The sequence below is a fragment of the Nitrosomonas nitrosa genome (genome assembly GCF_003051105.1).
Lineage (GTDB): Bacteria > Pseudomonadota > Gammaproteobacteria > Burkholderiales > Nitrosomonadaceae > Nitrosomonas > Nitrosomonas nitrosa.
The window spans coordinates 17174-36422 of record NZ_QAOO01000030.1 but is presented as its reverse complement, the minus strand read 5'-3'; the positions used below and the strand labels follow the sequence as shown (position 1 = coordinate 36422).

General features: G+C 47.6%; 18 protein-coding genes and 1 tRNA gene. 9 read left to right on the top strand and 10 right to left on the bottom strand.

Annotated elements, in window-relative coordinates; all coding sequences use genetic code 11:
* Positions 1–87 precede the first annotated feature (87 nt).
* From C8R30_RS13515 to adk, 5 genes are all read right to left on the bottom strand, one after another.
* The gene (locus C8R30_RS13515) at positions 88–1317 is read right to left on the bottom strand and encodes a tetratricopeptide repeat protein (RefSeq protein WP_420812413.1); all 1230 of its coding nucleotides are present in this window, start codon (positions 1315–1317) and stop codon (positions 88–90) included.
* 113 nt (positions 1318–1430) lie between these two features.
* Complete coding sequence (locus tag C8R30_RS13510; protein ID WP_107790355.1) at positions 1431–1724, bottom strand: PepSY domain-containing protein; 294 nt, start codon at positions 1722–1724, stop codon at positions 1431–1433.
* 243 nt (positions 1725–1967) lie between these two features.
* Complete coding sequence (locus C8R30_RS13505; RefSeq protein WP_090668093.1) at positions 1968–4025, bottom strand: sodium-translocating pyrophosphatase; 2058 nt, start codon at positions 4023–4025, stop codon at positions 1968–1970.
* A gap of 143 nt (positions 4026–4168) precedes the next feature.
* Positions 4169–5428, bottom strand: a complete 1260-nt coding sequence (locus C8R30_RS13500) for a 6-phosphofructokinase (RefSeq protein WP_090668091.1) — start codon at positions 5426–5428, stop codon at positions 4169–4171.
* Positions 5429–5503: 75 nt separating this feature from the next.
* Complete coding sequence (gene adk, locus C8R30_RS13495) at positions 5504–6187, bottom strand: adenylate kinase (protein ID WP_090668247.1); 684 nt, start codon at positions 6185–6187, stop codon at positions 5504–5506.
* 206 nt (positions 6188–6393) lie between these two features.
* Here adk and recA point away from each other — a divergent pair, with 206 nt between their 5' ends.
* The 6 genes from recA (at position 6394) to C8R30_RS13465 (ending at position 12811) form a co-directional block, all read left to right on the top strand.
* A complete protein-coding gene (gene recA / locus C8R30_RS13490; RefSeq protein WP_090668087.1) occupies positions 6394–7428 on the top strand; it encodes a recombinase RecA in 1035 nt (344 codons plus the stop codon).
* Positions 7409–7876 (top strand): recombination regulator RecX, encoded by a 468-nt coding sequence (recX, locus tag C8R30_RS13485; RefSeq protein ID WP_239654199.1) that lies wholly within the window; start codon positions 7409–7411, stop codon positions 7874–7876. The genes recA and recX overlap by 20 nt, the downstream gene beginning before the upstream one ends.
* Before the next feature lie 43 nt (positions 7877–7919).
* Complete coding sequence (gene alaS / locus C8R30_RS13480; protein ID WP_107790354.1) at positions 7920–10517, top strand: alanine--tRNA ligase; 2598 nt, start codon at positions 7920–7922, stop codon at positions 10515–10517.
* A 79-nt stretch (positions 10518–10596) separates the two neighbouring features.
* Positions 10597–11259 (top strand): protocatechuate 3,4-dioxygenase, encoded by a 663-nt coding sequence (locus tag C8R30_RS13475; RefSeq protein ID WP_244888031.1) that lies wholly within the window; start codon positions 10597–10599, stop codon positions 11257–11259.
* Between the two features lie 26 nt (positions 11260–11285).
* Positions 11286–12236 carry a thioredoxin-disulfide reductase gene (trxB, locus tag C8R30_RS13470; protein WP_090668078.1) on the top strand — a complete coding sequence of 317 codons (951 nt, stop codon included), beginning with the start codon at positions 11286–11288 and terminating at the stop codon, positions 12234–12236.
* Positions 12237–12247: 11 nt separating this feature from the next.
* Entirely contained in the window at positions 12248–12811 is a 564-nt protein-coding gene (locus C8R30_RS13465; protein WP_239654197.1) for a Smr/MutS family protein, read from the top strand.
* Here C8R30_RS13465 and C8R30_RS13460 read toward each other — a convergent pair.
* Positions 12808–14064, bottom strand: coding sequence for an MFS transporter (locus C8R30_RS13460; RefSeq protein WP_107790353.1), 1257 nt, complete (start codon positions 14062–14064; stop codon positions 12808–12810). The two genes, C8R30_RS13465 and C8R30_RS13460, sit on opposite strands and share 4 nt — an antisense overlap.
* 35 nt (positions 14065–14099) lie before the next feature.
* On the opposite strand from C8R30_RS13460, the gene C8R30_RS13455 reads away from it, so the two are divergent.
* From C8R30_RS13455 to C8R30_RS13445, 3 genes are all read left to right on the top strand, one after another.
* Positions 14100–14175 (top strand) — tRNA-Arg (locus C8R30_RS13455).
* Between the two features lie 320 nt (positions 14176–14495).
* Positions 14496–15446 carry a hypothetical protein gene (locus C8R30_RS13450; RefSeq protein ID WP_107790352.1) on the top strand — a complete coding sequence of 317 codons (951 nt, stop codon included), beginning with the start codon at positions 14496–14498 and terminating at the stop codon, positions 15444–15446.
* Complete coding sequence (locus C8R30_RS13445) at positions 15443–16171, top strand: hypothetical protein (RefSeq protein ID WP_090668070.1); 729 nt, start codon at positions 15443–15445, stop codon at positions 16169–16171. Before C8R30_RS13450 ends, C8R30_RS13445 begins: the two co-directional genes overlap by 4 nt.
* 141 nt (positions 16172–16312) lie before the next feature.
* Here the strand turns inward: C8R30_RS13445 and C8R30_RS13440 are convergent, their stop codons facing one another.
* The 4 genes from C8R30_RS13440 to C8R30_RS13425 all read right to left on the bottom strand — a co-directional run bounded on the left by C8R30_RS13440 (position 16313) and on the right by C8R30_RS13425 (position 19119).
* Entirely contained in the window at positions 16313–16633 is a 321-nt protein-coding gene (locus C8R30_RS13440) for a surface-adhesin E family protein (protein ID WP_107790351.1), read from the bottom strand.
* Between the two features lie 361 nt (positions 16634–16994).
* Positions 16995–18176 (bottom strand): methionine adenosyltransferase, encoded by a 1182-nt coding sequence (gene metK, locus C8R30_RS13435; RefSeq protein WP_107790350.1) that lies wholly within the window; start codon positions 18174–18176, stop codon positions 16995–16997.
* Between the two features lie 128 nt (positions 18177–18304).
* Positions 18305–18898 carry a hypothetical protein gene (locus C8R30_RS13430; protein WP_090668060.1) on the bottom strand — a complete coding sequence of 198 codons (594 nt, stop codon included), beginning with the start codon at positions 18896–18898 and terminating at the stop codon, positions 18305–18307.
* Complete coding sequence (locus C8R30_RS13425; protein WP_090668057.1) at positions 18877–19119, bottom strand: hypothetical protein; 243 nt, start codon at positions 19117–19119, stop codon at positions 18877–18879. Before C8R30_RS13425 ends, C8R30_RS13430 begins: the two co-directional genes overlap by 22 nt.
* Between the last annotated feature and the right edge of the window lie 130 nt (positions 19120–19249).

The window sequence follows — 19249 nt, the reverse complement described above, 5'->3', positions numbered from 1 at the left end:
ATACCCGACTGGTCTTCGACTACCTTCGTATGACTTCTAACTCAACACGCACTCGGTCGCTTTGATTAACTCAAGAGGAGAACAAATTTACCGTGGACCACGCACATAGTGCCAGCTTCCGGTTAGGAAAGGGTTATTAGTAGGAGGGGCCGGTTCTTTAAGCACGTCTTCCCAACGCCCGAATCTGGCCAACGACCAGTAAGGAATGACACGGAATATCGCCGTAACAGGGAACTCATTCAATACTTCGTCACTAATTTTGCTTGCTGCACTGCGAGCTGCTTGAATGGCTACCTTGCTTTGCCCATCCAGCGTGGCTGCAAACCACAAAAAGTGAATATTGTGCGGATAGTAACCCATCGGGTAAATTCCTTGCGCCTGACACTGTGCGATATAGTCTTCATCTGCTGCAATGGCGAGCATATTACTTTTCATCGAGTCAGCGTAGCGTCCGACACGCTGATAGATATGCGAGGGCATGTGCACCATATGCCCGGCCGCGGGCATGAGCGTCAGGAGGGTGTCTGCTGCTTTTTCCGCGCGCTCGGGCGTACTCGTTGGTTCGATGAGATGGATATACATATGCAGTGCACCTGGATGTTTCGGGTTCTTGCTCATGACCTCTTCAGTGATCGCTACAATTTCTTTCGTTCCTTCATACGGTTGGCCATCAGGCATCCAATAATTCCATGGCCGAAGATCCATTACCGCCTCGACATAGAGCATCGCGATATCCAGATCATTCGGAAACTGTTGGTAAACTGAGCGCATGGCATTTGCGTATGCTTGATCGTTTACAGTGCGTTCCTCAGCTTTTCCTGTATAACGCTTTTCCAATGCATCGATAAGCGCCTGTTCTCTTGGGGTTGCCATTGCTATAAGCGATTTGGCTTTTTGGACGAGTTCATACGCTTCCTGTTCATCGTTGGGCTCCATCATGGCATTAATATTCGGCCCTAGTACAAGTGCTTGCCCCCAGTAAGCCATAGCCAAGTTAGGATCAAGCCGCGCGGCCTCCCTGAAAGCTCGATATGCTTCGGCATGATTGAATGCGTAGGCCAAATTAACCCCTTGATTGATGAATAATTGCGCTTGTGGGTTTTTTGTGCTGACCGGAAAAGTGTGAGAACCGAGATTTTGCAATCTCGGTGCAGGTTGTTCCATCGATTTGGTTTGATCCGGTTTTTCATAATGCTTGTGCCCGGTAGCGGGGTTGATCGTCGTATCCGGCGCGCTCGCTTGAACCAAAGAGCAGGTGATATACAAGGCTATGATTGATAACAATGGTCTCAGAGAATAGTACGTTTTGCTTGGCATTGGATAACCCCTCCTTTAGGCTAAATCGTAAAAGGACAGGGTCTGACTAATATCTAGTCAGACCGGAAGTGGATAGAAATATGAGAATGAGCATCAACTAATGAATTTGATACTTAATCATTTTCATCTTCGATTTCGAGTAGGGTGCCATCTTCTTCGACTTTAATTTCGATTTTTTCCCCATCGGGTTTTTTTACATAGGCTTCATAAACAATCACTTTTTTCTTCTTAGTTTCTTTCTCAATTTTTTCGATGGTTCCGCCTTGCAAATGTTGATTGATAGTTTGCTGCACTTTCTCGGGAACTTGTGACCATTCCACTTTTTCTTCATCAAATAAGCCGGCGAAACTTGATGTAGACAAGAATAGTGCTATCAATGTAATGATTACGTTTAATTTAATGTTCATCTTCTTTCTCCTATTAATGCTGTTGATACAAACAGTTGCATAGAGTTTCTGATAAAGATGCTGTAACCATGGGATGATCGCATGGAGTGGAGAGAGTTTAATAACACCCCTCACGCTCACGGTCAATCCTACGTAATGTAGAAAGAGATTGCAATGACAGAATCATGATAAACGAGGCCGGTGAGCATAAAAAAAGCCTGCCAGGTAAAACTGACAGGCTTCAGGAATGATAAGACTACAATATTACAGCAGTGGAATGATTAACAATGCCACGATATTGATGATTTTGATCAGCGGGTTAATTGCAGGCCCTGCCGTATCTTTGTAGGGATCACCAACGGTATCACCTGTAACTGCTGCTTTATGGGCTTCACTACCTTTGCCACCGTAGTTACCGTCTTCGATGTATTTCTTCGCATTATCCCAGGCACCCCCACCGGCAGTCATAGAAATGGCCACAAACAGACCTGTAACGATCGAGCCTAGCAATACGCCACCCAGTGCTTGAGGGCCGAGCAAGAGACCTACTAGCAGAGGGACGAGCACAGGCAACAACGATGGAACGATCATTTCTTTGATGGCCGCCTTGGTCAGCATATCCACTGCACGGGAATAATCCGGTTTTGCGGTTCCCTCCATGATGCCAGGAATCTCTCTGAATTGTCGGCGTACTTCAATAACGACTGAGCCCGCAGCGCGTCCGACCGCTTCCATTGACATTGCCCCAAACAGGTAAGGTACCATGCCGCCGATAAATAGACCGATGATGACCATATGATTGGATAAATCAAAGGTGAGTAGTTTGCCTGCATGCTCCAAACCATGCGTGTAGTCGGCGAATAGTACCAGAGCCGCTAGCCCCGCCGAACCAATCGCATAGCCTTTGGTAACAGCTTTGGTCGTATTGCCAACTGCATCCAGCGGATCAGTAATCGCACGAACGGATTCCGGCATGCCTGACATTTCTGCGATACCGCCTGCATTGTCAGTGATTGGACCATATGCATCCAGTGCGACAATGATACCTGTCATAGATAACATAGCGGTTGCGGCAATAGCGATACCGTAAAGACCCGCCAATGAGTAAGCAATCAGGATACTTGCGCACACCGCTAATACTGGTGCGGCAGTAGCGCGCATAGAAACGCCAAGCCCTGCAATGATATTGGTACCATGGCCAGTGGTCGAAGCGTTAGCGATATGCTGAACTGGCGGATATTCGGTCGAAGTGTAATATTCGGTAATAATGACCATCAACCCCGTCAAGATGAGGCCAATTGCTGCGCAAACAAACAAGCGCATAACCAGCTCACCACCCGCAACTTCACCGCCGTCGAGTGTTAAAGACATACCACCCATAAACCATACAGTAACAGGTAAATAGGCAAAAAACGCAATACCACCTGCAACTGCGAGACCGCGGTACAGCGCATTCATGATTTTTCCACCTTCGCGCATTTTGACGAAGTAGCAGCCAATAATGGAAGCCACAATCGAGACTGCACCCAGCATCAACGGATATACAACCGCATTGGCTGCATCGGATGTGAATAATAATGCACCCAGGATCATGGTAGCGATAATGGTAACTGCATAGGTTTCAAACAAATCAGCCGCCATGCCTGCGCAATCGCCGACATTATCGCCCACATTGTCTGCAATCACAGCAGGGTTACGCGGATCATCTTCAGGGATGCCCGCTTCGACTTTACCCACCAGATCTGCACCAACGTCAGCACCTTTCGTGAAAATACCGCCACCGAGACGTGCAAAGATGGAAATCAGTGAACCCCCAAAGGCAAAACCTACCAGTGGATGAATAATATCGCTCATCGATTGACCAGCGGCTGAATCGCTGTAAAGCAGTGCGGTATAACCTGCTACGCCTAACAGACCTAGCGCCACCACCAGCATGCCAGTAACGGCACCACCGCGAAACGCGATTTCCAATGCTTCATTCAAGCCAGAACGTGCTGCTTCAGCCGTGCGCACATTGGATTGGACAGATACGGTCATACCCATGAAGCCAGCAACACCTGAAAGGAGTGCGCCCAAGGCAAAACCGATAGCAGTACTCCACGAGAGCGCTAAGCCTACGGCAAGAAATAGAATCGCGCCGACCATGCTGATGGTCATGTATTGGCGCTTGAGATAGGCTGATGCACCTTCTTGTATAGCTGCAGCAATTTCTTGCATGCGTGCGTTACCGGGAGACTGAGCATAAATACGCCGGATCCAGATGCCACTGAAAACCAGGGCAAGAATCGCGCTGAAAATTGCAATCGTTAAACCGTTTGCCATAAAGAACTCCAATTAAAGCCAGACCACCTGAAAAACATGCGAAATTTGGTCTGAAAATTTCGCATCAATCATCTAATTTGAATCAGAAACAGCAAGACCGCATATTTTATACATTCTTGCCGTCATAATGTAACTATATGAGATTAAAGCTTGAATTCAGCCAACTTCTTACTGACTGCAACATTTTGCAGCCGCACATAATCGGGTAAACCATTCTTGTAAGGAGGATAATCCTCGCCTTCGATTAAGGGCGAGAGATACTCGCGACATTTTTCTGTAATACCAAAACCATCTTCGGTAATAAAGTCTGTAGGCATCATTTTTTCCACATTGGCGACTTTAGATAATTCAGCCATGCCCACTTTCCAGCTATAAGGCGTATTGGAGACCCGCTCGATGGTTGGCATGACCGAGTTATGCCCGGCAATGGCATACTCAACAGCGGCTTTACCCATTGCATAGGCCTGCTCTACATCTGTTTTTGAGGCAATATGACGGGCAGCGCGCTGAAGATAGTCAGCGACGCCCCAGTGATATTTCAACCCAAGCCCATCCTTGATGATGTTGGCCACGACCGGTGCAACTCCGCCTAATTGCGCATGACCAAATGCATCTCGCAACCCTTGGTCAGAAAGAAAATTGCCATCTGCACCCTTGACACCCTCTGACACCACTACCGAGCAGTAGCCGAATTGCTTGACTAAGCTATCGACTTTAGCGAGAAATTTTTCTTTATTAAAAGTAACTTCTGGAAATAGGATGACGATCGGGATTTCGCAATCTTTGCTCGAAGCGAGGCCACCTGCGGCCGCGATCCAACCCGCATGACGTCCCATGACTTCCAATACGAATACTTTGGTGGAAGTTTTGGCCATGCTTGCAACATCGAAACTGGCTTCACGTGTCGATACAGCGATATATTTCGCAACGGAACCGAATCCTGGGCAGCAATCGGTAATGGGTAAATCGTTATCGACCGTTTTGGGAACGTGAATAGCTTTAATAGGGTAGCCAAGCGTATCGGAAAGCTGAGAAACTTTTAAACAGGTGTCTGCAGAATCGCCTCCGCCATTGTAGAAGAAATAACCGATGTCATGCGCCTTGAATACTTCGATCAGACGCTCGTACTCCCGTCGGTTTTGTTCAAGGCTTTTGAGCTTGTAGCGGCAGGAGCCAAAGGCGCCTGACGGGGTGTGGCGGAGTGCCTTGATCGCTTCAGTAGATTCTACACTGGTATCGATCAGATCTTCCGTCAGCGCCCCAATGATGCCATTGCGGCCAGCGAATACTTTACCGATTTTGTCGCTATGCGCACGGGCTGCTTCAAGGACGCCCGCAGCAGAGGCATTGATCACGGCCGTTACACCGCCTGATTGCGCATAAAATGCATTTTTTATTGCCATATTATTTTTTTCTCCTGATTGATCAAAACATTAGCGCTACTTTGTTTATTTTTTTGAAATAGCTCAATAATTTATCTAAAAATTTTGGGAATCTTTAAACGTGCTATTGGTGAGCGATTGGATGATGTTGTGACGAATGTCTTCAACATCGCCGATACCAGCGATTTTGATATAGCGCGGTGCCGCGGGCTCTCCACTTGTAGACCATCTCGAATAGTATTCGATGAGCGGTTTGGTTTGATCGTGGTAGACCTGTAAGCGCTTGCGAACCGTTTCTTCCCGATCATCCTCGCGCTGAATCAGAGGCTCTCCTGTTATATCGTCTTGGTTATCTACTTTAGGTGGATTGAATTCTATATGATAGGTGCGGCCTGATGCCGGGTGTACCCTACGTCCTGACATGCGCTTGATAATTTCCGTGTCGGCCACATCAATTTCAACGACATAATCGATTTCTACTTTTGCGGCTTTTAACGCATCCGCCTGGGGAATGGTGCGAGGAAAACCATCGAACAAAAACCCATTGACGCAATCGGGTTCAGCAATGCGTTCTTTGACAAGGTTGATGATGATTTCATCTGAAACCAAACCACCTGATTCCATAATTTTTTTCGCCATGATGCCAAGTTCCGTGCCTGCCTTGACAGCATTGCGCAGCATGTCTCCGGTCGAGATTTGCGGGATACCGAAATGTTCTTTGATATAGTTGGCCTGTGTGCCTTTACCCGCGCCTGGGGCACCTAACAAAATGATTCTAATAATTTTTCTCCCTGTCGTTTCCAAAAATATAAGAAAAGAATGATGTCAACGCTCGCAAATATAAATTATATCGCAGGCTAGCCATATCCTTGAAGTTTTTGCTAATTTTTCGGCCGGCTCAGGGAGGGATGCTGAGCGAGGCTGCAAGTTTCTTCCTTCCTGTAGTGAATATGCGATAATTCCGTGAATTGTTAACAGGAAAAACAATGGACGAGAACAGAAACAAAGCATTGGCTGCGGCGCTTTCCCAGATTGAAAAACAGTTCGGCAAAGGCTCGATTATGCGTATGGATGCGAGTCAAGTGGCCAACGATATCCAAGTAGTTTCAACGGGTTCCCTAGGATTGGATATTGCGCTCGGCGTTGGTGGATTGCCACGTGGGCGGATTATCGAAATCTATGGACCTGAATCCTCTGGCAAAACGACCCTGACTCTGCAAGTGATTGCCGAAATGCAGAAAATGGGTGGAACCGCCGCTTTTATAGATGCAGAGCATGCGTTGGATCCACAGTATGCCAAGAAGATAGGCGTTAATATTCAGGAACTGCTGATATCACAACCGGATAATGGGGAGCAGGCGCTCGAGATTACCGATATGCTGGTTCGCTCCGGTTCAGTAGATATCGTCGTGGTTGATTCCGTGGCAGCGCTGACCCCGCGTGCAGAGATCGAGGGTGAAATGGGCGATCCGCAGATGGGTTTGCAAGCGAGACTGATGTCACAGGCGCTGCGTAAACTGACCGCCAATATCAAGCGCACAAACACCATGGTGATTTTCATCAACCAGATTCGCATGAAGATCGGCGTGATGTTTGGTAATCCTGAAACGACCACCGGTGGAAATGCGCTGAAATTCTACGCGTCGGTGCGGCTAGATATCCGCCGCACGGGTTCCATTAAAAAGGGTGAGGAAGTGATCGGCAACGAAACCCGCGTAAAAGTCGTCAAGAACAAAGTGGCGCCACCGTTCAAGCAAGCCGATTTCGACATTCTCTATGGTGAAGGTATATCACGGGAAAGCGAGATCATCGAACTGGGTGTGCTGCATAAATTGATCGAAAAAGCAGGCGCTTGGTATTCTTATAACGGTGAAAAAATAGGCCAGGGGAAAGACAATGTGCGCGATTATCTGAAAGAGCACAAGCAAATGGCTAAAGAAATCGAGCAGAAGATTCGTATTGCCGCGGGACTGGCCGAACCCGTTAAAGCAGCCCAATCAGGTGGCAAATCGAGTGAATGATGCGATCAAGCAAAATCTGCAAGCTCGTGCAGTGCGCTATTTGGCGAAACGGGAGTACTCCCGGTTGGAGCTGGCAAAGAAACTGGCAGACCATGCACCTGCGCCTGAAACGCTTTCGGAAGTGCTGGATGCACTGGAGCAGCGGGGATGGCTTTCGGCTGAGCGCGTGGTCGAGCAAGTGCTCCATGGCCGCAGGAACAAATTCGGTTCGCTACGCATCCGCCACGAATTAAAAGAAAAAGGCATTGCCGAGCACTTGATCGACGCGGCGATGAGCAACCTAAAAGAAACCGAACTGCAAGCGGCACGTGAAGTATGGCGAAAGAAATTCGGTGTTATCCCCGAAAACCTGAAAGAGCGAAGCAAGCAAGCCCGTTTTTTAGCGGGAAGAGGGTTTTCTTCAGGCGTTATCCGTCAAGTACTGGCTTGCTCGGATGACGAGATATAGCGATGCTACCTCATAAAGACCTGTCGTATGAAATGGAATAAACATGAAAAGCAGTGAAATAAGGCAAAAATTTCTTGAGTTCTTCGAGTCGCACGGCCATACCATTGTCGCTTCCAGTCCACTTGTGCCTGGCAATGATCCGACCTTGCTATTCACGAATGCGGGAATGGTGCAGTTCAAGGATGTATTTCTTGGCCAGGACAAGCGTCCCTACGTGCGGGCTACGAGTTCACAACGTTGTGTGCGAGCGGGTGGCAAGCACAATGACCTGGAGAATGTCGGCTACACTGCACGGCATCATACCTTCTTTGAAATGCTGGGTAATTTCAGCTTTGGAGATTATTTTAAGCGTAACGCGATTCGCTACGCATGGGAATTTCTCACCCAGGTGCTGGCAATTCCCCAAGAAAAACTTTGGGTGACAGTCTATGCCGAGGACGATGAGGCGGCCGATATCTGGCTGAACGAGGTGGGTGTTGATCCAACGCGTTTTGTGCGGATCGCCACCATGGATAATTTCTGGCAGATGGGCGATACCGGTCCCTGCGGTCCCTGTTCTGAGATTTTTTATGATCACGGCCCCGATGTGGCGGGCGGTCCACCGGGATCAGCCGATGCAGATGGCGACCGGTATATTGAGATCTGGAATCTGGTTTTCATGCAATACAATCGTGACATCAGTGGCACACTGCATCCTTTACCGAAACCTTCTGTCGATACTGGCATGGGGCTGGAGCGGATTTCTGCGGTTATGCAGGGGGTGCATAGTAACTATGATATCGACCTGTTCCAAGATTTGATCAAAGCCGCTGCACGCGAGACACACGCACAGGATTTATCGAACAATTCACTCAAGGTCATTGCCGATCATATCCGGGCATGTGCTTTTCTCATTACCGATGGCGTTATCCCAGGCAATGAAGGCCGGGGTTATGTACTGCGCCGCATCATTCGCCGTGCGATTCGCCACGGATATCGGCTTGAGCAGAAGCTGCCCTTTTTTCATCGGCTGGTCGATGACCTGGCCAAAGTGATGGGACAAGCTTATCCCGAGCTGGTGGATGCCAAAGCACGGGTTGCCGCCGTACTCAGGCAAGAAGAAGAACGGTTCGCGGAAACGTTGGAAAATGGCATGCAAGTGCTGGAAGCGGCCCTACGCGAACAAAGTAATGAGTTGGCAGGGGATACCGTTTTCCGCTTGTACGATACATTCGGGTTTCCAGTCGACCTGACCGCCGATATCGCCAGGGAACGTGGTGTTCGCATCGATTACGCCGGTTTCGAGAGCGCCATGGAAGATCAGCGGGAGCGCGCCCGCGCGGCGGGTAAATTCACTATGCAAGGCGGTGTCGAGTATCATGGTGCTTCCACCGAATTTTACGGATACGATAGCCTGCAACAAGAGGCGCGCATTCTCGCGCTATATAAGCAAGGCAGCCAAGTCGAATTTATCGAGGCCGATGAGGAAGCCGTGATCGTGCTTGATCGCACACCCTTTTATGCAGAATCGGGGGGACAAGTCGGTGACTGCGGTGAATTGCTGGCGGCAAACGGTACATTTAGAGTGAGGGATACCCAGAAAATCCAGGCAAACGTGTTCGGTCACAAAGGGTTGTTGAGCAGCGGTCGGTTGGTGGTAAATGATACCGTCATAGCAAAAGTAGATCCATTGGCGCGAATACGCACGGCACGGCATCATTCGGCGACGCACTTGATGCACAAAGCATTGCGTGAAGTATTGGGCGGTCACGTGCAACAAAAGGGCTCACTCGTGGATGACGAGCGGACACGCTTCGATTTCTCGCATAACGAACCGATGACCGAACAGCAAATCCGCAAAGTAGAAGAGATCGTGAATGCCGAGATTCTTGCCAATACCGAGTGTCAGGCGCGGGTGATGCCGATCGAAGAAGCAAAAAAAGTCGGAGCGATGATGCTGTTCGGTGAAAAATATGGCGACGAGGTGCGGGTGCTGGATATCGGTTTCTCCCGGGAATTGTGCGGCGGCACCCATGTCAGCCGTACCGGCGATATTGGACTGTTCAAGATCATTTCCGAAAGTGGTGTAGCCGCCGGTGTAAGGCGGGTAGAAGCGTGTACGGGCGATCGTGCGCTGCACTACGTGAAGATTATCGAGGAAGACCGCAAGAAAAGCGCAGCTTTGCTGAATGTACCTCTGCTACAGGAGGGAGCGATCCCGCTGGCGGTTCATCAATTGCAACAAACCAAGAAAGCATTTGAAAAAGAATTGACCGCATTGAAATCGAAATTGGCGGCACTGCAAAGTGGCGAACTCGGCAAACAAATGTGCGATGTCAAAGGAGTCAATGTGCTGGCAACCAATTTGGCTGGCGCAGACAATAAAACGCTGCGCGAAACCTTGGATAAGCTCAAAGACAAATTCAAACCCTGCGTCGTGGTACTGGCTACGACCGAAGCTGGGAAAGTCATGCTTATCGCTGGCGTCACCGATGATTTGACTGCCAAAATAAAAGCAGGCGAGTTGATCAACTATGTGGCGCAACAAGTAGGCGGCAAAGGTGGCGGCCGCGCGGATATGGCGCAAGCAGGGGGCACTTTGCCAGAAAAACTGCCTGCTGCATTGACGAGTGTCGCCGGGTGGGTGGAGCAGAAATTATAGGAACGGTATTCAATTACTCAGCTCAAACACGCTTTAGCCGTTTTCTTTTTAATATGAATTTGTTTGGCATGAGGAGAAAATGATGAAAAATCTATCCAGGAGAAAGCTGCTTAAGTGGAGTATGGCGGGAGGTATCGTCGGGGCATTCACTGCAAAAGGAAGTCTGGCTAAAGCACTTATGCCAACACCGCCCGAGGTGGAAGGGCCATTTTACCCGGTGACGCCCCAAGACGATAAGGATTATGATTTGACGCGCGTCAAAGGCCGCAATAGCGTGGCTGAAGGCAAACACATCATTGTCAGAGGGAGCGTGCTGGATATCCAAGGTCAGCCGGTGCCGCATGCAACCGTAGAAATCTGGCAGGCGAATGCAAAGGGGCGCTATCGCCATCCTCGTGACCCTAATCCAGCGCCACTGGATGCCAATTTTCAAGGCTGGGCGATTGTCGCCGCAGATGAACACGGTGAATTTCGTTTCAAAACGGTCATGCCGGGTGCGTATCCGGCTTCAAGGAGCTGGATGCGGCCACCCCACATTCACTTCAAGGTATTTAATAAGGGCTATGCAAATTTGACGACACAAATGTATTTCCCCGATGAAGCACTCAATGAAACCGATCTTTTACTCAATGAAAAAAAACCTGCAGAACGCTTATTGATGATTGCCAGAAAAAGAGGCCAATCGGAAACAGAAGGGCTGGATATCTACGAGTACGCGATTGTTATTAGAAAAAAAACTTAAATTACTTATTTTATTGAAACGAGAACATGACAACCAAACATTCCCGATTGCTCATACTGGGTTCTGGACCCGCAGGTTATACAGCCGCAATTTATGCGGCACGTGCTAATCTCAATCCTGTCGTCATTACCGGCCTGGCCCAGGGCGGTCAACTCATGACGACCACCGATGTCGACAATTGGCCTGCTGACGTACAGGGTGTGCAGGGACCAGAATTGATGGACCGCTTCCAGAAGCATGCGGAGCGCTTCCAAACCGAGATCATTTTCGATCATATTCACACAGCCAAACTGACGGAAAAGCCATTTGTTCTGATAGGCGATCAAGGCACTTATACATGCGATGCTTTGATCATCGCCACAGGCGCCTCGGCTAAGTATCTGGGACTCCCGTCGGAGGAAGCTTATATGGGCAAGGGCGTGTCGGCGTGTGCGACTTGCGATGGATTTTTTTATAAAGGACAGGACGTTGCTGTCATTGGCGGAGGCAATACGGCTGTCGAAGAAGCGCTCTATCTCTCTAATATCGCTCGCCGCGTTACGGTCGTGCATCGACGCGATAAATTCCGCTCAGAAAAAATCCTGATTGACAAGCTCATGCATCGCGTGGAAAACGGCAATGTCACGTTAGCGCTCAACCATGTTTTGGATGAAGTGCTCGGCAATGAATCCGGCGTGACGAGTATTCGCATCAAACAGGTGCCGGATGGGGCTACCCAAACGCTCGATTTGCAAGGTGTGTTTATCGCCATTGGTCATCAGCCCAATACCGATCTTTTCCAAGGGCAGATTGAAATGCGCAATGGCTATATCGTGACGCAAGGCGGTAACGAAGGGAACGCAACGGCAACGAGCCTACCCGGTGTGTTTGCTGCCGGCGATGTGCAGGATCATATCTACCGGCAAGCGGTAACCAGCGCGGGAAGTGGTTGTATGGCCGCGCTCGATGCTGAAAAGTATCTCGAAGATTTGGCCTGACCGGATGTTCTGTGGCGGGAGATAAAAAGAAAACACCTTCATCCGATACGGAAAATAGCGACGAAGACTCGGCTCTATTCCGTGAAGCAATGCGGGATGTAATCCCGCTTCCTTCATCCGGCCGGGTGACGCATCGGCGTCGTGCTCCTAAACCGATTCCCCGTCCCATCGTAGAAACACCGATCACGCAGGATACGCTGTCAGATCATATTTCGCTTGAAATCCAGGAAGGGAGCGAATGGTCTTACCTGCGCCCAGGAATACCTCGCCAGACGCTGCGTAAATTACGGCGCGGTCATTGGAAAATTCAAGCCGAACTGGATTTGCATGGCATGACGCGGGATCAGGCGCGCTATGCATTAGTGGCTTTTCTCGATGAATGCGGCAAATACAAAGTACGGTGCGTTTGTATCATTCACGGTAGGGGGCTGAGTTCGAAAAATCAGGAACCCGTACTGAAATCGCGCATAGGGAGCTGGCTCGCGCAACGCGATGATGTGCTGGCCTTTTGTCAGGCCAATCCCGAGCAAGGCGGGAGCGGGGCGGTGCTGGTGCTGCTTAAAGCCTCTGCTTAATTCGATTTCGAATTCATCGTATCATTGGCTGGCCATGCCCACAGCCGCAACAAGAGTGCCGCGAAGGCTGCAACCCCTCCTGCAAAAAAGAACGCCAGCGATGCGCTATGAAACTGCCAGAGAGAACCGAACAAGACGCCAGCAGGAATGGCCGCGAGCCCAAGCGCCAGATGGTACCAACCAAAGGCAGTACCACGCTCGGCTGGATGGGCATAATCCGTAATCAATGCGCGCTCTGCTCCCTCGCTCATGCCTATGAACAAGCCATAAAAAATGCTGACCAACCATAATCCCGTATTGTCGGTGACCAAGCCAAGCGACATGAACGATACGGCAAAGGCAAGCCAGCCAACCAGCAACAAGCTGCCACGTCCGTAGCGATCCGCCAATTGCCCGCCAGCGGTCGACGTGATCGCCTTGGCCAGATTGATCGCAGACCAGACCAGCAATAGCTCTACCACGCCTACCCCCAGGTGATATCCCAGCAGGAGGATGAATGTTTCGGAAGCGCGTGCAAAGGTAAAAAGGGTGAGCACCAGCAGATAACGCCTTGTTGGCAAGGATAATAACGACCAGCGTAAGGGTGGTAACGGAGGGCGGGCCTCGGATAGGGTATGCCCCATCATCGTTGTGGCGTGTGTTTCCTTTTCTTTGATCGCCACGCTTAACAATAGCACTGCAACAAAGCCGGGCAGCGCGGACCATAAAATCACTTCGATCAGATCCAACCCTGACCAGGCAAGCACTGCCGCAGCCGTGAGGCTTCCCGCTACAGCGCCCCCATTATCCAGCGCCCGATGAAAGCCAAATGCGTAGCCACGCATATGTGAAGGGGTCGCATCGGCAACCAACGCATCACGTGGTGCACTACGCAACCCTTTGCCGACACGATCAATGCTGCGTAGCAGCAAAACCACTGGCCAGGAAGCAGCGAGCCCCAGTAAAGGACGCGCGATGTTGGACAGCGTATATCCCACCACCGTCAGTTTTTTGCGGCGTCCCCCCATCACATCAGAATGCCGTCCTGACCACAGCTTCAAGAAACTCGCCAATGCATCGGCAATGCCCTCGATCAAGCCGAGTGCCATGGGCCCCGCGGCAAGGACAGATGCCAGCAAAATGGGGATGAGCGGAATAACGATATCGGAAGCGAAATCATTGAAAAAACTGACTAGCCCAAGCACCACTACAGCTTGAGGCAATTTTTTGCGATGCGGAGCATCGTGATTAGTGGACGGTTTCTGTTTTTCCATCCCCGCATAATAGCGTAAAATATTAATTGAATTTCGCCCTGGTAGCTCAGTGGATAGAGCGACCCCCTCCTAAGGGGTAGGTCGGACGTTCGATTCGTCTCTAGGGCGCCAATTAAATCAAGGGATTAGTAGAAATACTAAATCCCTTCAATTTCTTTAGGGTCACGCGGGGGTCACACAGCTCAAAAAGAGAACTGATTTTAATCGAGAACACTCATGAAAATAAATTGAAGTTGAGCACAACAATAAAGCGAATTCGTTTTTACCTCTGACTTGATCGTAATTCTTCAGATAGTGTAGCCATAACAGAAACCATCATAGCCCGAGATCAAAAGATTCCTCGCACTTCTAACACAGTAAAAGAATGAGTTAATTCGGTCAATTGAGCTAGAAACAATCAAGAAACTTGAATAAATGTAAGGAGTAGACTTTTGATTAATACTCACGAACAAGAACGTGCATTTAGTAAAAATCAAGGAATTGATAATCAGATAGACTTTATACGCGCAAATTTTGGTGCTTCAAAAGCTGATTACGTGAGACATAAAAATATTGGTGGACGCAGCAATGAAAAAGGAAATAGTTATGAAATATTTTTTGCTATTTCTAGAATTGCAACCCTAGTTCCACAAGTATTTGAAAATAATTTAGAAGTATACGTATCCAACCAAATTCCTTGTTTTGTTGATGATTTAATTATCGAAATTCCCGAGAAAAAAAGTCGTGAGAATTATCAGTTAAAAAGCTCAGAGAAATTAAGTTGGGATGGGGGAAGACATCCACTATTTAAAGATTTTGAAGATCAACATGAATTAAATAAGAAACAAGGGATCACGTGTTCAAAAATTATTTTAATAGTTTCCAATCATGATCTTCATCAAACGATGTTGACAAAAAAGCCAGAAATATTAAATGGGTTCTGTGATGTTGTTTTGTTTATTGATTATGAAAATTTAGCATCTTTTCTAGATGCAGATCTAGATTTTCAGAATGCAATATCACAGCTTTGTCCAGACGAAAATCCCAGTCGAGAATTATTAGAAGGTGTAGCCAATTTAATATTGGCTGCATGGGTTAGCAGTGGTACCAAAAATTGTATCTCTCTAAAAGAGCTAATTCTGAGGACTAGAAATATTTACCCCACATTGATTAGACAGTGGGGTCCCATTCCAGAAATTAGACCTTTAACGCAAAAAATACTTAACAGTATAGCTGGATTTAATTACACTATAGTAAGGGGGTTTTTAAGTTGGAATTACTATGAGTTGCAGTTTGGTCGCCTTCCTTATGACTGCTGCGATCAAAGATTCATTAAATTTCAGGATACGATAGAGCAAAAACAACCCACAACATTCGATGATTTAGAGGTGTGGCTATTATGAGAAAATATACTGATTATGCTACAGAATATGTTCGTAATCTGCTAAATACTTTAACAGATGCTAGCACTTCGAACGAAAGTTATCAAAAAACGATGTATTCTTTAGGGCGTGATCTTGCAGAAAAGATAGTAGCTACTCTGAAGCCTTGCAATCCAGATGCAGAAATTTGCATAGCTTGTACTGTAGAAGATGCTGATTTTCTTGCGAAAGGACTCATTGATGTGATAGAAGAAGCGAAATGTTTTACGGCTGTACGATTTGCTTGCTTTTGGAATGAGAGAGTTGACCCTTTTGATGTAAAAGAGGCACATATCGCACCTATCTTAAAAAAATACAGAGAACCTTTCAAATCAACGCTTCAATACCTGATAGTAGTAAAATCAGTCATTTCTGGTGGCTGCGTTATCAAAACTAATCTTACAAATCTCATTAATGAATCCAATCCCCAAAAAATAATGATAGTGGCTCCTGTTATTTTGGAAGGAGCAGATAAAAATTTGGAAAAAGAATTTTCTTTTTCCATTGCCTCACGTTTTCAATTTTGGTTTTATGCAATGGACAATAGCAAGAGAAAAGATGGAAATTTAGATCCAGGAATAGGTGGAAGTGTTTATGAGCGCCTTGGATTTAAGAATGGGCAGCTTGAAAAAAATCAATATGTACCAGCGCTTGTGAAAAAGAGAAGATCTGCCTTTGTGGGTCAATATGCAACTCAAACTGCTTAATTTATCATTTGAATCTTCCAAAACAACGTGGAGTAAGTCTTATATGTTTGTGCATGTTCATTTACAGTATTCTCCAGAATACTGTAAACAACGCTAGAAATTCTTGCACAATAAGATATAAATTAGAGTTGCTTATCTTTTTTACGGTTTCCGATAAAAAAGGCTACTTTTTCCACTATGAACAGAAACAAAAAGAGTTCTAACTAATTTTTCATCACAATCGAATTCAAACTGGTCTCTTCTGGATAAAAATTTAAATTCTGGAGACCCCTGTTCGCGTTTATAGTCAAACATAACCCACATTTTTGACATGTTTCCTTTTTTACTGATGGTAGCGGAATCTATAAACACAGTTGACACTTCTGTCTCTCCTACATAATTCCATTCAGCTACTGCGCTATTGTTACTTATGAAAACAACAAATAGTGTAAACAGCAGTTTTTTAATCAAGTGATGTGTCACAATCAATTTTCTCGTTATCTAGTATTTGGTCTAAAAATCTTGCAATCAATATAATATAACTTATTGAATAATAATATTTTTATTAAGATAATTTATTGATTGCAATATTGGTAATCTAATTGCTAATAACGATGTGATTGCTTAGTAACTTTAATTTTCTGGATTTATTTACCAGGTCAACTTTCTAGGATTGGCTAAAAAATTTCACTTTGATGCAGCGTAACCTGCTGATACCACAAACAGGCCTGCATCAGGCTTGTAAACCGTATGCAGGCAATAGAATGATCTTAGTCAATTTTTTCGTCGACATACATGCCGACAACGCCTTTGGCTTTATGGTTGAAAATCGGATATTTTTTGCTCATACCAGACCGCCCTCGATAACAGCTTCCCAGGGCAGCTCGATATCGGTGCGCCCGAAATGACCATACGCTGCAGTTGGAGCATAGATAGGCCGTTCCAGGTTTAACGTTGCGATGATGCCTTTGGGTGTGAGATCAAATTTGTTGCGTATCAGCGATTCCAGCGCTTCATCGGCTTGTTTGCCGGTACCGTAGGTATCGATCATTACCGATACCGGTTGCGCAACACCAATTGCATAAGCAAGCTGCACCAGACATTTCTCAGCAAGCCCTGACGCTACGATATTTTTGGCGATATAGCGCGCCATATAGGCGGCTGATCGATCAACCTTGCTCGGGTCTTTGCCTGAGAATGCGCCACCGCCATGCGGACAGCTGCCGCCATAGGTATCCACGATTATTTTTCTGCCGGTCAATCCGGTATCACCGTTTGGGCCACCGACTTCGAAACGCCCGGTTGGGTTGATCAATACTTTGAATTGATCGTTACGCAATGCCGTTGGAATGACTGTATCAACGATCTGTTCCCGCGCGGCTTTGCGCAATTCTTCGGTACTAATAGCCGGGTCATGCTGTGTGGACAGCACTACATTTTCCACGGCTACCGGTTCACCATCGACATAACGCACACTGACCTGACTTTTGGCATCCGGGCGCAGCCAGGATAATGCGCCGGTTTTACGCAATGCAGATTGCCTGCGTACCAGCTGATGGGCAAGACTAATCGCCAACGGTATGTGTTCTGGTGTCTCGTTACAGGCATAGCCGAACATGATCCCTTGATCACCGGCGCCAATTGTACCGTCAGCCTGGTCGACACCTTGGCTGATATGTGCTGACTGGTTATTAAATGCGATTTTGACGGTGCACCGGACGGGATCGATACCGTCATCCCTGCAGGTGTAGCCGATATCGCGCAAGGTTTGCCGCACGATACGTTCAGCCTCATTTTGCACAGCCTGGAATACCGATGGGTCAGCCGTCTTGTATTCACCGGCTACCAGCACGAACTGGTCGGCCAGTACAGTTTCACTGGCAACTCTGGCTTTCGAATCGAGAGTTAAAAAGGCATCGAGGATACGATCGGAAATTTGATCGGCCATTTTATCTGGATGGCCTTCGGATACCGATTCCGATGTAAATAAAAAATTTCTACCTAGTGTTGACTGTAGTGTATACATTTATCTCTCCTGTTTAGCGGTTTTTGCCGATATGACGGGTAACGCAATCCGGATCAAATCCACCCAGCCCGTAGTGAGGGCCAATCATCATCTAAGTCGATTATGTGACTATTCGGAGTACCGTTTCTTCAGTCCGCATCATTTTGCAGAATGAGGGGCACCCATCCGGCATCAACAACACGCCGGAAATGCTTGATTATTGCTTTCAGTTTCTCGGGTTCGGCCACTTCAATGACCGCTTCAACAGCGACATCGATTTTATTTTGTGTCAATGCCAGTACGCCAACTGCAACTAATTCTTGAGCACAGGCTTTGTTGAGTTCATCATCAGAAACCTGACCCATACGTTTGCATAAGGCAGTTAAGTAAGCGCTATGTGCAGCACCGAATGCACGGTTTTTCAGGTTACCTTTAGGTAGCTTGGTCGCTAGACCCAGATAATCGCAACGTGCGGCATCCAAGACATCGTAACTGCGGCTACCCATCAGATGCCTGACGGTATTGAGACAATCGACGGCATAGTAGTACCACACCTTATAATGCTGCGGCTCTGCTCTGCAGCACAATATGGCATACGCCAAGCCGCAGATATCGAGAATGGTTGAAAACGGAATCGGTTCATCACCGGAATAGTGTTTACCTAACCTGGCCTGTAATGCATGCACAACCGGTTCGCAATCCTCAAACCGCTTGATGCGGTTTAATGTCGTTGTAATCTGCATTGCAACAACTCCTGTGCACGGGTTTCCGCCAGGGTAACATCGATACCCCTGGCTGAGGCCAGTTTACGCAGTGACTCGGGTAACCTGCCTGAAGTCATGAATGTATTGCGGTCGAGGATGTTCAGTAACGACAGTATCCATTTTGCCTGGGTGTCAATATTGTCTCGTACCGGTTCAACTGTCTCGTTGTTGATTCTGATAATGGTTCGAAGTCCATGCATTGGTTATCTCCTGAAATGTCTCGGCAGACTACTTTCCGTCCACCGTGTTGTGTCAAAAGCGCTGGTGACAGCACAAAGTACTGTTCGCCAAACGAATACCGAAACACCGGAAAAAAGGAAAAACAGGGGC